General features: G+C 49.6%; 13 protein-coding genes and 1 pseudogene. 3 read left to right on the forward strand and 11 right to left on the reverse strand.

From position 1 onward, the window contains the following. The first annotated feature begins 42 nt into the window (after positions 1–42). From NFS22_RS18405 to NFS22_RS18415, 3 genes and pseudogenes are all read left to right on the forward strand, one after another. Complete coding sequence (locus NFS22_RS18405; protein WP_251319186.1) at positions 43–339, forward strand: DUF6809 family protein; 297 nt, start codon at positions 43–45, stop codon at positions 337–339. A 3-nt stretch (positions 340–342) separates the two neighbouring features. Continuing rightward, positions 343–1,503, forward strand: a complete 1,161-nt coding sequence (locus NFS22_RS18410) for a tyrosine-type recombinase/integrase (RefSeq protein ID WP_251319187.1) — start codon at positions 343–345, stop codon at positions 1,501–1,503. 4 nt (positions 1,504–1,507) lie between these two features. After that, positions 1,508–2,494 (forward strand): annotated as a pseudogene (locus tag NFS22_RS18415) (tyrosine-type recombinase/integrase); the annotation flags it as partial. Between the two features lie 93 nt (positions 2,495–2,587). On the opposite strand, the gene NFS22_RS18420 reads toward NFS22_RS18415, so the two are convergent. The 11 genes from NFS22_RS18420 to NFS22_RS18470 form a co-directional block, all read right to left on the reverse strand. Continuing rightward, a complete protein-coding gene (locus NFS22_RS18420; RefSeq protein ID WP_251319189.1) occupies positions 2,588–4,132 on the reverse strand; it encodes a recombinase family protein in 1,545 nt (514 codons plus the stop codon). After that, positions 4,114–5,766 (reverse strand): recombinase family protein, encoded by a 1,653-nt coding sequence (locus NFS22_RS18425; RefSeq protein ID WP_160275144.1) that lies wholly within the window; start codon positions 5,764–5,766, stop codon positions 4,114–4,116. Before NFS22_RS18425 ends, NFS22_RS18420 begins: the two co-directional genes overlap by 19 nt. Next, the gene (locus NFS22_RS18430; RefSeq protein ID WP_251319190.1) at positions 5,767–7,395 is read right to left on the reverse strand and encodes a recombinase family protein; all 1,629 of its coding nucleotides are present in this window, start codon (positions 7,393–7,395) and stop codon (positions 5,767–5,769) included. Between the two features lie 138 nt (positions 7,396–7,533). Next, positions 7,534–7,749, reverse strand: a complete 216-nt coding sequence (locus tag NFS22_RS18435) for a DUF6870 family protein (protein ID WP_004083374.1) — start codon at positions 7,747–7,749, stop codon at positions 7,534–7,536. A gap of 587 nt (positions 7,750–8,336) precedes the next feature. After that, positions 8,337–8,774, reverse strand: coding sequence for an RNA polymerase sigma factor (locus tag NFS22_RS18440; RefSeq protein WP_251319191.1), 438 nt, complete (start codon positions 8,772–8,774; stop codon positions 8,337–8,339). Between the two features lie 509 nt (positions 8,775–9,283). Beyond that, positions 9,284–9,799, reverse strand: coding sequence for a winged helix-turn-helix domain-containing protein (locus tag NFS22_RS18445; RefSeq protein ID WP_016289117.1), 516 nt, complete (start codon positions 9,797–9,799; stop codon positions 9,284–9,286). A gap of 309 nt (positions 9,800–10,108) precedes the next feature. Continuing rightward, a complete protein-coding gene (locus NFS22_RS18450) occupies positions 10,109–10,804 on the reverse strand; it encodes an ABC transporter permease (RefSeq protein WP_251319192.1) in 696 nt (231 codons plus the stop codon). Continuing rightward, positions 10,797–11,537 carry an ABC transporter ATP-binding protein gene (locus NFS22_RS18455; RefSeq protein WP_251319193.1) on the reverse strand — a complete coding sequence of 247 codons (741 nt, stop codon included), beginning with the start codon at positions 11,535–11,537 and terminating at the stop codon, positions 10,797–10,799. The genes NFS22_RS18450 and NFS22_RS18455 overlap by 8 nt, the downstream gene beginning before the upstream one ends. Positions 11,538–11,555: 18 nt before the next feature. Continuing rightward, positions 11,556–11,777 carry a hypothetical protein gene (locus tag NFS22_RS18460; protein WP_251319194.1) on the reverse strand — a complete coding sequence of 74 codons (222 nt, stop codon included), beginning with the start codon at positions 11,775–11,777 and terminating at the stop codon, positions 11,556–11,558. A 4-nt stretch (positions 11,778–11,781) separates the two neighbouring features. Continuing rightward, positions 11,782–12,999 (reverse strand): hypothetical protein, encoded by a 1,218-nt coding sequence (locus NFS22_RS18465; RefSeq protein WP_251319195.1) that lies wholly within the window; start codon positions 12,997–12,999, stop codon positions 11,782–11,784. Beyond that, on the reverse strand, positions 12,996–13,835 hold an 840-nt coding region (locus tag NFS22_RS18470), incomplete at its 5' end, for an ATP-binding cassette domain-containing protein (protein WP_338148024.1). The genes NFS22_RS18470 and NFS22_RS18465, both read right to left, overlap by 4 nt.

Genomic DNA, 13,835 nt, shown 5'->3' on the forward strand with positions numbered 1-13,835 from the left:
CGAAGTGTGGTATGTGTTGGTGTTGCAAAGGAGGTAGCAGACATGAGAACGACTCTGGAGGATCTCTACTACGGCAACATCACACCCTGTGAGCAACAGATGATACCTGGCTCAGAGCTGAAGCGGGCAGTAGACCGTGTTGCCAAGTGCGAGGCACAGCTGATGGAACTCCTCAACGAGGAGGGTCAGCAGGCCCTCACAAGGTTCACCCGCTCCCAGCATGAGATCAACAGCATCACGGCAACCGAGAATTTCATCCTGGGTTTCCGATTGGGCGTCAGGATCATGGCCGAGTGCATGGATGACAACGACGGAGATATCCGGACTGGAGGTGAATAACAGATGGCAAAGCGCAGACCGTCCGGCGATGGCATGGTGCGCAAACGGGAGGACGGACGCTGGGAGGGCCGCATCGTGGTGGGCCACAAGGAGAACGGCGAGTCCATCTTCCGCTACGTCTCCGCCAAAAGTCAGAAGGCCCTGATGAAAAAGCTGCACCAGAGCATCCAGGAGTACCGGGATGTGGACCTGAGCGAGGATAGCCGAATGCCGCTGGGAGAGTGGCTGGACCGCTGGCTGGAGGAGTACGTCTCGCCCGTGGTGCGTGAGTCCACGCTGAAGGGTTACCGGCAGTACATCGAGTGCTACATCAAGCCCCGGCTGGGGGACAGACCGGTGTGCAAGGTGACCTCCGCCGACGTACAGGCTCTGTACCGGGAGGTGCAAAAGAACGGGCGCAAGACCGAGCATCCCGAGTACGGGTACGCGCTCTCCGGCTCTACCGTCCGCAGTCTCCACGGTGTGCTCCACCAGGCCATGGACGCGGCGGTGCGGGAGCGGCTCACGGCGAGAAACCCCACGGAGGATGTCACCCTCCCCAAAAAGAAGACCGCCGCCAAGCAGATCCTCAACAACGAGCAGCTGGAGCGGTTCATGGAGGAGATCAAAAAGGACCCTGTCTGGTGCGATTTCTTCTACACTGAGCTGACCACCGGGATGCGCCGGGGTGAGATCTGCGGGCTGATGTGGTCCGACTTCGACGGGAAGAAGGGGACGCTGACAGTGCGCCGGACGCTCCACCAGCGCAAGGGCGGCGGAGTGACCACCGGCGAGACCAAGACGGGAAAGGGCCGGCGCACCATCACCCTGCCGCCCAGTACGGCACAGCTGCTGCGGGAGCGGCAGAAGCGCTCCTGCTCCCAGTGGATCTTTCCTAACCCTCTCCGCCCGGAGGACCCGGTCAATCCCGGCAGGGCCTACAGCCGCCTGAAGACCCTGCTGAAAAGTGCCGGTCTGCCCGGCATCCGGTTCCATGACCTGCGCCACACCTTCGCCACTCATGCCCTGACCAGCGGCGTGGACGCCAAGACCCTCTCTGGTATCCTGGGACACACCAAAGCGTCATTCACCCTGGACACCTATACCCACGTCACTGGAGATATGCACCGCCGGGCGGCGGAGATCGTGGGTGGCTTTCTGGACGACATTATGGTGAGGGGGTGAGAGTATGGCGAAAAAGCGGAAGAAGGGTGAGGGAACGCTCCGTCAGAGAAAGGACGGACGGTGGGAGGGCCGGGTGGTTATTGGATACGACGACGGCGGCAATCCCAAGACAAAGAATGTGCTGGCTAAGACCAAGAAAGAGTGCGCAGAGAAGCTGGAACAGCTGAAAGCGGCCCAGGGCGGTTCCGGGCCGTTGAAGGTCAGGTCGGAGATGCGGTTCGGGGACTGGCTGGACTTCTGGTATCAGAGTTACTCCAAGCCGGCCTTGCGGCACACCACCCAACTGAGCTACGAGAACTGGATTTACCTCCACGCCATTCCGGGAGTGGGGAACATCCCGCTGAACAAGCTGTCCCAGTCCGACCTCCAGCAGTTTTTTACCGAGATGAAAAAGGGCGGGCGGCTCAACAACGTGGAGCGCCACGGCGCGGGGATGGCGGATCGCTCGGTGCGCAGCTGTCATGCAGTATGCCAGATGGCGCTGGATCGGGCGGTGAAGGAGGGCCTCATCCGAACCAATCCGGCCATCGGCTGTAAGCTGCCGCCCCTGCGGGAGAAAGAGATGAAGATTTTGAGCCGGGAGGAAATCCAGCGGTTTCTGATCCAGGCCAAGGCGGAGGGGATGTATGAGCTGTTCCTCCTGGAGCTGACCACCGGGATGCGCCGGGGTGAACTGCTGGCCCTCCAATGGTCTGACCTGGACTTCAAGACCGGCAGACTGCGTATCAACAAGCAGGTGTATTCCGTCAACGGCAAGCTGGAGATCAACGAGCCAAAGACCAAGGCCGCCGTTCGCACCGTCATCCTGCCGCCCGCCATGGTGGAGCTGCTGGCGGAGTACAAGATGCAGATTTTCTCGGAGTGGATGTTCCCCTCCCGCATCAAGCCGGAGCAGCCTGTGGATCCCGGCTACGTCCGCAAGCGCCTGCAAGTCATTCTGGAGCGGGCGGGATGTAAAAGGGTGAGGTTCCATGACCTGAGGCACCCGTATGTCAAGCCCACGACAAAAAAATTTACAACTTTTTTTGAGGATTTCCGGGCAGCCGCATAGCTGCCCGTAGCTACTTAATACGGTATTCATGGCTCACGCCTCCTTTCCTGGTTCGCTTATTCCTAAGAAATCCTGTGTCACATATTCAATCTCGATCCGGTCTCCCGGAAAGATATAGACCTTACTGATAAGCCGGTCAATCAGGGCTTGCGTCAGTGTGTCGGCGCTGCCTACTTCCTGAACGATCTCACGCTGTTTCAGCTTTGCTTCATAATCGCTCTGTATCTGCCTGGTCTGTGCGGTAATGGCGGCATGGACATTCCTTGCCTGCACCAGATCCACATCATATACCGCCTTGCGCTCCTGGTAGGTTTCCAGGTCAATCTCTCCAAGTGCATACTGTTCATAAAGCTGCCGTTTGCTGTCCTGGATAGAGCGCAGCTTATCTTCATGCTCGGCCTGCTGGACCGTCTGCAAATTCAGCTTATCCTTGCTGCTGTCAATCCCCAGCGCCGGACACATCTGTGCCCGGATTGTTTCAAGGACCGCCTGCTCCAGATCAGCCATTTTCACCCTTACCCCATGGCAGGGAAGGGTTTCTGCCACTTCGGAGTGACGGCAGTAAAACCACGTTCCATTTCTAAGTGACATAGCATGGTCGCAGCAGCCGCAGAATACTTTCCCTCGGAGAAGGTAGTCGCGCCGTTTTTTATTCGGAAGGGAGAAACGCCTGATCGAAGCGTTGGCTTTCTCAAACAGCTCCATGCTTACGATTGCCGGGTGGTGGTCCGGTATTTTGAACCATTCGCTTTCATCCTTTAGCTTCATGCGGCGGCTGCCGATTTCCTGTACCTTACGCTTGCCGATCACATAAGTGCCGATATACCGCTGGTCCTCCAGCATCCGCAGGACTGTTGAGCTGCTCCAGACGCCGTGTGTCCTGGACACATTATAGTGGTCTTTCCCTTTATCCCTCCGGTATTCCCCAGGGGTGGGGATATTCATGGCATACAGTTTCCGCGTGATCCCGGCGGCCGTATTGCCGTCAGCCGCCCATTCAAATATCTGCCGTACAATCCCTGCAACGTCCTCGTCCGGCTCCATGCGCCCGTCCGCGCTCTTGCGGTAGCCATAGGGACAGATGACGCTCTGGTATTCGCCCCGGCGCATCTTTGCATATTTGGCGCTTTTCGTTTTCATGGACATATCCCGGCTGTAACATTCGCTGATAAGATACTTAAAGGCAACGTCAATCCCTCCGGTATCTCCTTTGAAATTGGCGGTGTCAAAATCGTCACTGACGGAGATAAACCGAGTATGGTAGAGCGGAAATACCCGCTCTATGAAATAGCCGGTCTCAATGCTGTTTCGCCCAAACCGGGAGAGGTCTTTTACGATGATACAGTCGATCTTCCCGGCCTGGACCATCGTCAAAAGCTCCTGTACCGCAGGGCGCTCAAAATTCGTGCCCGTATGGCCGTTATCAACAAATTCCAGCACTTCGCCGTTATCCCATTCCGGCAGCGACATGGCCTTTTCCCGGAGGATCAGCTTTTGGTTGGGAATACTCAAACTCTCGGTCTTAAAGTCCTCCACGGACAGGCGGATATAAAGGGCGATCACATATTTTTTGTGCATGGTTCCACCGCCTTTCCCTGGAATTCACTCTTGAAGCGGAAAGTTACATGGATATTCCGCTCATGGTCGATTTCGATCCGCTCAATCAGCCGGTCAATCAGTTCTGCCGTAAGCGCATGGTCTTGTGTCAGCGATTTCGCATCCTTTTCCATTGCCCGGTAGCGCACAAGCCGGCTGTCCAGGGCGTCCATATCTTTTTCAAGCGCCTCAATCTCGCCGGACAGTGTACGGATGGATTCCTCATAATCCGCTTTCAGCTCAAAGTATTCCTCGTTTGTTAAGATACCCTGGACGAAGTTCTCATACAGTCCGCGGATCAGCCGGCGTTTCTTTTCGGTTTCCTGCCGCCTGGCCGACATCTGGGTTTTCAGCCTGTCTTTGTCCTTTTTCTGTTTTGCCTCCAGCTGAAAGAGGGGGAGGGACATTCCCAGGGCAACAGACAGCTCTTTTTCCAGAATAGCTGTGACCGTGGCGATAAGCTCCGTTTCCTGCATCATCACGCCTTTACAGCTATCCTTTGCCACACGGCTGTTGGTGAGGCAGTGGAACCAGTAAACATCCGGCCCTTTCTTGCGCTCGGCGCGCTGCCGGTGGAGGCTCCTGCCGCAGTCGGCACAGAACACCTTCCCCTTGAAAATGTTTGGGGTGTAGGGCCGCTTTGGGACCGCCCGGCTTTCCTCACAGATTTGTTTCCGGTATTCCTGCACCGCTGTAAAGAGCTCATAACTGATGATTGGTTCATGGGTGCGTCTTGCAATAATCAGGTTGTCCTCCCCGGCCTTAACCTGCTGATGGTCCACGATCTTTGTCTTTCCCTGCACCAGATCGCCGGTGTAGACCTCGCTTTCCAGAATCTTCATTACGGTGCGTGTCTGCCATTTCCCGCTCCCGATCAGGCCAGGGCTGGTGATCTCCCCGGTGGATTTTTTGTAATGGCTGGGCGCTGTGATCCCCATTTCATTCAGGTTGCGGACGATACGGTTCAGCGCCACATGCCCATGCGCCCACTCAAAAATCTGCCTTACGACAGGGGCGGTATCTTCATCGATCAGCAGTTTATGGCAGTTGTCCGGGTCTTTGCGGTAGCCGTAGGGCGCCCGTGCGCCGATATAATCGCCGTCTTTCATGGCCTGCCTTGCCTGGGCCTTGATCTTTCTGCCAATGTCCAATGCGTAAGCCTCGTTTATCATATTTTTCAGGGGAAGCATAATACCGCTGTGGAGGCTGCCGGGGTCTGCCGTGTCAAACTGGTCCGTGACCGCAATAAAACGGACGTTGTGGGTATGGAAATACTGTTCGATATAATAACCGGTATCAATGGAATTCCGTCCCAACCGGGAGAGGTCCTTGACAATCACACAGTCAATATGGCCCGCCTCGATATCAGAAAGCATCTGCTGGAAACCGGGGCGGTGGAAGTTCGTGCCCGTCGCCCCATTGTCGATATAGGTATCATAGACAACGAAATCCGGTTTGTCCGCAAGGAAATCATTCAACACCAGCTTTTGGTTTTCCACCGAACAGCCCCGCTTTTTATTATCCTCCACAGAAAGACGGATATAGAGCGCCACATGCACATATAAGGACGGGGCCGGCATGGGAGCCAACCTCTGTTTCCTGCTCTTTCTTGCCATTTAGCCCACCTTCCTTTCTTTGCCCTGTACGGCAATCTGTTCCGCCAGGGAAACCGCTTTCTGGTATTCATCCTGGTAATTAAATTCAATATGTAGCTCGTCTTTCCCCATTACCCGTATGCTGCGGATAAGCTGCATGACCGCCCTCCGGTCAATTTCCTCCATCGTGGAGAATTGCATAAAGTGGTTGATCCAGCGGTTCCGCTCGCTGCGGTTCTCCAGTACGTCCGTCAGCTTTTCGTTCCACTCGGCAACCGCTTTCTGCAGCAGTTCAATATCTGCATTGTATTTCCGCTTATAGGAGAGGAATTCTTCTTTGGTAAGAATCCCGCTCACCAGATTTTCATAGAGTTTTGCCTTGAAACCCTCAACCTGCGCCATACGTTTCTCATTTGCTTTGATCTGCCCGGCGTATTCCTGGGCCAGTTCCCGGTTGATCCGCTCCTGGCTGATACTGGACAGCAGCGCATCCAGGGAAGCCACATTTTCAATATGCCCTTTCAGGCTGCCCTGCACGCACTCGATCAGGTCGGACTCTTTCACCATGACGGAAGATTTACACCCGTTCTTTTTGCCGGTAGGACAATAATAATAGTGGTATTCCTTATCCTTATAGCGGTTGGTCTTGCGCGTCATACGGCAGCCGCAGCAGCCGCAGATCAAAATGCCGGAGAACAGGTAAACTTTATCCGATTTTGGAGATGTCCGGGTATCAATCCTGCGGAGGCGCTGCACCAGGCCAAAATCATGTTTCTGGATGATCGCCTCATGGGCGCCCTCCACACGGACCCATTCAGAGGAAGGCCTGTCCTCACGCTCTTTCAGCTTGAAGTGGGGCGTGGTCTGTTTTCCCTGCACCAGCGTTCCGGTATAGGTTTCATCCTGCAAAATGCGGATGATCGTTGTGGCAGACCATTTACAATCTTTACGGTCCGTATAGCCGCCTTTGGCGTGGGGCATCCCGTTGTTGCGCTTATAAGCCAGCGGTGAGAGAATGCCCATGCGGTTCAGCTCGTCTGCAATATGGGAAGCGCTGAACCCCTCCAGCCGCTTTCTGAAAATATCCCGCACCACGTTAGCGGCGTATTCGTCAATTTCCAGGCTCTTGTGCTTATCACCGGCTTTTATATATCCGTAGATGGGAAACGCACCCACAAAATCACCGCTGCGCCGTTTCACATCCAGGGCGCTCCGGGTCTTGACGGAAATGTCCCGGCTGTATGCCTCGTTCATAATGTTTTTTACTGATACGGTAAGGTCATCGGCAGCGTCATTCTCTGTGTCCACGTTATCGTTGATGGCGATAAAGCGGACGCCGTAGGCCGGAAATACCCGGCGCATATAGCGGCCGGTCTCTATGTATTCACGACCCAGGCGGGAGAGGTCTTTGACGATCACACAGTTGGCCTCGCCCTGCTCGATCATCCGCATCATTTCCTGAAATGCCGGGCGGTCAAAGAGGACCCCGCTGTAACCGTCGTCAATCTTTTCTGCCACAACTTCAATCTCCGGGTGCCGGGCAATATAATCATCAATCAGCCGCCGCTGGTTGGCGACGCTGTCGCTTTCCACCGTCTTATCATCGGTATAAGAAAGACGGATGTACTTAATGGCTTTGTAAACCTGCATAAAAAAACACTCCTTTCATTGCGCAGAAAAATCCCCGCAATCCAAGAAGTGTGGCTGTGCCGTATTCAATTCCTTTTCCAGTTCTTATTGTACCACGCCCCTGCGGGAAAGTCAGCCCTTTTCCTAAAATAATCCGGCTCACCGTAAGATTCCCTTGATACATTCCTCCAGGGTGGCGCCGCCTGCGGCAAAGCTGGCCTGTACGGTGAACCGCCCGCATTTGAAGCGGTAAGGGTCTTTGATCTGCCGTACAAATTCGGCGATCCGTTCCTCACGGGAAAGCTCCTTATCAACGGCAACCTCCCGGATGTCCACCAGTGCGCCGGTCCTGCCGGCAACAACCGTATTCTCCATAATACCAACTCCTTCCTGAAAATTTCTGGCTATCGAAACCACATGAATAAGTCGGGCCTGCGCTCTTACAGTCACAGACCCGGCCCATTGTATCTGATTTCGATCATCTGCCGTATTTGCCACGCCCCCCGGCAGGCCCTGCACGAACAAGGCGGGGCTGTTACAGGCTGCGGATAGCGTCGCCGCATCATAGCCCCGCATACGCCGCCGCTTTGCCAGAGCAGGCGCACGCCGCAGGAACTCTCCCCAAGTCTTTAGGGAGCCGTGAGGAAGTACCATTGTGATCTGTGCCGTTGTCGCGTCCGGCCTGCCACAGCCGGTTTCGTGGGTTGCGTTTACCGCTCGGACAGCCTGGATTCATCACCTCCTTAGGCCGCCTGTCACCGCGCCGCCCCATCTGCCGCTCGGAACACAGAATGAAGTACCTGTAACAGCGTGTATTCGATTGTCAAGGAGCAAGCGAGGGGCGTGGCAGTTATGACAGTTTTTCAGTTGGAGCGGGCCGGAGCATATGCTGTACGGCCACACCCGCCAGGCTTGTCCCGCCGGATAAATATGTCCCTCTATTATTCATTTCATTTTTGAGGTTAAAGTTGCCGTCTGTCAGGAAATTTTTTCAAAATTTTTTCCAGGCTGTGCAAACCAGCGTTGATAGAGCGGGTGATTCTGCTCTTATGAGTGCCTTCCGCTTTTGCAATATCTGCTTTGCTCATGCCAAGAAAATAATGTGCATAAATCCGGTTTTTCTGTTTCTCCGGCAAAGAAGCAAGCACCCGATACAGCCGGATATTTTCTTCTTTCTGTTCCAGAATATCAAGAGGCGACAACGCAGCCATTAGAACATCCCGCTCAACGTTCACGTCATAATCCAGAGAAAAATATGCTTTGTGCCGATATGTACGCAGGAAATAGGCGGCTTCCGCCAACTTATATTCCCGGAGCAGATCAGCCACCTCGTCCGGTACTTCAACAATCGTGTCCTGCGTATAAAGCGGGTAATACTCCCGCAGATTGATTTTTTTCATGGGTAATTCCTCCAATTTCGATTTTTTAGTTGACTGGCAAAATCGAAATCAGAGGGTGGGGAGCGGCATCCTGGGACATTGCCCTTACCGGTACCGCAGAATAATATAAAAAGGCGTACCCCTAAAATAGCAGGTACACCTATACAGCCATATTTCAGAAAAACAGAAGGACACTGTTGGAAAATATCTTTTTCTGTCGAAACAAAAAATGCCGTAATCCACAATATATGGACTACGGCAAATAAAACATCACATACAGGACAGCGCTTCCGCCTCCCGGAACCTTTCGACAGCATCCCTATATCCTCCCAAACCAGGAGGAACGATAACTGCGCCTGTTAACAGCCTCCTATCTTATTGGGCGATATTATACAGAACGAACACCAAGCCTTTGCCTCGGTACAGCCTCGCTACAATCATTATGGCCGCAAATTCTCCCATATCCCGACACATTAAAGCAGAAAAAAGTGTGTACCTGAAATCACAGATACACACCCATAACTGTCTGTCTATGTTGTCCCACGGCAGTCACTGTCAAATTTATAACCTACGCCACGTATACTTTTTATATAATCCGGCACCGCATCAGAAATTCTCAATTTCTTTCGCAGATTACTGGCATGGTTGATAATGACCTTCCGGGAATAAAAAGAATCTTCCTCATTCCAGACCAAATCCATAATCATTTCAAATGTAAATACCCGCCCCGGATTGCGTATCAACAGGGCGAGAAGGTCAAACTCTTTTGCAGTTAAATCGATTTTCTGATCTTGCACACAGACTATCCTTTGTTCCAGACAAAAAAACAGATCGCCTTCGTAAATCTTCGTCAAAGGGTATCCCTGATGTTCCGATGAATCATGATTAGGGGTAATGACAACGGGGTTATCAACATCACTTTGTTTATCTCGTTCAAAAATATATTGCGTTAATTCTTTCTTCTGTTTAGATTCAAGAACAGCAAACAATTTTTTACCAATTTGCCGACCACTTTCTGATATATCGAGCATTGCTATTTTTTCCATGTCATCACCTCCTGCGTATTTGTTTATTTTTGTAATAACATATTCTTATTCAAGAACAATAAGATAGTGCTCTCAATATTCTGATATTTTTTGATTGGTAATCGCAAAAATAGCCATAGCATATTTTCACTATAACACCATGCTCTTGCAATTCTTTGATTGCATAAGCGCAGTAATGATTTCTGTACTATTTACGCCGCCATGCCATATTTGCCAGCTAATTAGATATACACTGTTTACCGCTATATTCAATACAAACTATGCTCCGATATAATCAAGAAAACAACAGTAGTGTCATTGCTGAAATCCTTATTTTATCTCGGCTTTTCTGAAAACTAAGTGTGTTGCTGTTAGTGAAATAACAATCACCGCTGCTGCAAACAACGCCGATAATGCAAGTGTTCTGTTATCGCTCGTTTGTGCAAGGCTAAAACAGGTCAGCCGGAAAACGCTCTCGCTGATGAAGTTTCTAAGGATATTGCAGGACACAAAGCTGAACACAACTGTTACAGCTATTCCCGATGTAACTTTTTTGAGGGCAAAGACAATAAACATAACGATACAGATGTTAGCACATATCTGCAATATGACAACCAGCAGCCAAACAAAATCCGTTACAGAAAATATACTGGTGTCAAACCTGTACTTAACAGCAAATCCAATAACTGTTGCAAAAACATAGGTTAAATGAAGCAGCACTGCCATGATAACGGTAGTAACAGTTCTTGCAATAAATATTGAAAAACGGCTGTACCCTGCCTTTATCTCATTATGTATCGTTCGGTTTAGAAAATCATTTCCAGCAAACCAAGCTGCAACAAGTGAGATGATAAACATAAAAGATGTATCGCAAACCGAAAGAGAAAACACCGTTGCTGTATCAAGATTTTCCGGGAGTTTAAGAAGTCCAAGGAAAAATCCTGCTGCTGCAAGAACAACCGCCGCAAGATACATGATAATAAATCTTTTCGCTTTGTATTTTTCAATGATTAGCTGATTATACATTGCTGTCACCTCCCGTAATGCTAAGGAAGTATTCTTCAAGGCTTTGCCCCGTAACTGAAAGTTTTTTGTCAAGTTCATCATGGGTGATCGACTTGATTATCCTCCCCCTGTGGATAATATAATAATCAGTGGCAAGCAGATAAAGCTCATTAAGGATATGACTTGACAGGAACAGTGTTACGTCATTTTCCTCATTCAGCCTTTTGAGCAAGCTGCGCAGTTCGGATATGTTTTTAGGGTCAAGACCGTTTATCGGCTCGTCAAGTATAAGCAGCCTCGGCTTACCGACAAGAGCCATTGCTATGCTAAGTCTTTGCTTCATGCCCATAGAGAATTTTCCTGCTTTCTTATCCTTAACCTCGGTCAGCCCCACCATTCCAAGCAGCTTATCACATATTTCCTTGTCGGGATTACCGATAAGGATACGCTGCAATTCAAGATTACGGTAAGCAGAGTATTCCGGATAAAGGGCAGGAGCTTCAATGGTACTGCCGATATGTCGGCGCATTTTCAGAATATCACACGGTTTATTCTTCCCGAACAGCGAAAAATCACCGTTTGTCGGATAAAGCAGCCCTGTCAGCACTTTCATCAGTGTGGTCTTACCTGCGCCGTTCTCACCGATAAAGCCGTATATATGCTTATTTTTGAGACTAATGCTTACATCATCAAGAGCAAGGAAATTACCGTATTTCACGGATATTCCGTGTGTTTGCAGGATAATGTTTTCCATTTTGCAGCCCTCCTTTCATTATCCAAATGTGCGCTTGATCTCGTCACGTTCTCTTTGTGTTTCCACCCAATTTTCAACATATCCGCAATCACAGCAGACATAGCGTATAACCGGGATTTTTTTCATCAATGTAAAGGTCGAAGTATAAATATTGTTCCCGCTGGCATGGCGGTTTTGGTTATCGGGAACACGGACAATATTTTGTGAGCTGCATTTAGGGCAGCGTTTTGTATTTTTCATGGTATTATATCCTCCTTACGACAAGTGATAAGCTTAAAACTTCAGCTATGACAATGCAGAGCAAAACCCATATACTTATAGACCACATACCGATAAGCCCTGCAACCAAAAACATAATCAACGGTACAATATACTTTCGTGGGTGGTGCCATAAATCATTTTCAATCTTCCAGTTACGGACGGGACAAAACCACTCCAACAGGACAGACAAGATTGCACTTTGCAGCGCGATTATAAGCGCAGTAATGATTTCTGTACTATTTACGCCTCTTTTGCCTATTTGCCAGCTAATCAGATAAACGCTATTTACCGCCATATTGACAGAAAAGATAAAAAAGCAATAATTCGTGCAAAAGCGTTTTGCCTGTCCCGGTAGTGTTCGGACTGCCTGCTCTAAACCAGGATCACAGGAAAGCAATATACAGATTGGGGTATTCAGGCATAGAACGGCAAACCCCAGCGGCATAACATTTACTCCCTCAAATTGCCCTAATATGAATGGCATAACACCAGCGATTACGCATAATCCGGCAGTATTCAAAAGATAGTTTTTGTTTGTTATCAGATAACGCAGCAAATATAAAAATATGCTTCCTGTCCCTTTTGTGTGTCTGATTAGAAGTTTTGCTGATACTGGGTGATAGAAAACGTAAGCGTCTGCTTTCAGTAACCTTAAAAATGAAATGAGCATACTTGTAAACGCAATAAAACAAATAATCACCGTTTCCCGCACAAGGAATATTGGCGCGAAAATCGCTCCACCCCATAAAATGAAAACAGGCAGAAACATTTTTCTCTTTTTCATGGTATACCATACAGCAGCCGAAAAACAGCTATTACAGGCACAGATCAAAGATACAGCAATTTGCAGCACACTCCATTCATGTACGGCAAAGAACAAAGCCATTACAAGGAATGTTTTGGTAATCAATGTATAGCTTGTAAATGCCAGCACAAGTGAAAACGTCATTTCCCTGTTCCGAAATGGCAGCATAAACAGCCCGGTCATACGGTCTGCATTTCCCGAAGAATTAAGAGTCTGCCACATGATACCCATTGAAAAAGCCGTAGCTGTCAACAAGAGAATAGACGGTGCAATCTCTATTTCAATTCCTGCGGTATGGATAGCAAGAAACAGGATAATGCAAGCAATAGGGCTTTTTACAGCACGTTCATACTTTGCGCCGAAAAGCTGTTCCCCGAGGTTTTGAAAAATAATCATTCTTTTAATACCTCCCGTATCTTCTCTGCTTTGATTTCCTGTCCGGCAAAACATCTTTTTATCTGCCCCTGTTCTAATACCGCTACCCGGTCAGACGTAAGGCAGATACTTTCAAGAATATGGGACGAAAAAAGGATTGTTCCGTATTGCCGGAAGCTTTCGATCTGCTGGTACAGGTATTCGGTACTCTGAAAATCAAGTCCATTCACAGGCTCGTCCAGTATGAGCAGTTTGGGCTTCAAAGCAAAAGCTGTAATTAAATAAGCCTTTTTCAGATTGCCCGTTGACAGTTCTTTCAGCAAAACATCAGTGTATTCTTCAAAGTGAAAACCATGTATCAATTCATTAATATCAGATAACTTCCTGCCGTAAGACGCTGCCACATAGGAAGCATACTCGCGGAACGTAAAAAACTGAAATGAATGATCTTCGGCAAAAACAACATACCGTTCTTCCTTAAATTCCCGGTCACGGAATAGAAGCGGTTTTCCCTGCCACCAAGCAGCTTTCACATGAAAAGTGTTAAGCAGTCCGGAAAGCGTTTTGATAAAAGTGGTCTTGCCCGCTCCGTTCAATCCAATCAGTCCTATCACTTCATTCGTTCCCAGCTCCATAGATAATTTTTCAAGAACAGGTTTTCCCGGCGTATACCACACATTCAAATCATTAAGGACAAGCATTTTCCCGTTGTTCATTATGTTACCCCCGTTTGTCTTTGATAATCTCTCGGAATCTTTAAGCCAATAAACACAAGGCTTCCAGATGCCTTTTTTATTAAAATCCCCCACTTTTTTTGCCAAAAGCACTTGACAAATATATCGAAAAATGCGGCGCTT

The sequence above is a fragment of the Flintibacter muris genome (assembly GCF_943192995.1).
Lineage (GTDB): Bacteria > Bacillota > Clostridia > Oscillospirales > Oscillospiraceae > Lawsonibacter > Lawsonibacter muris.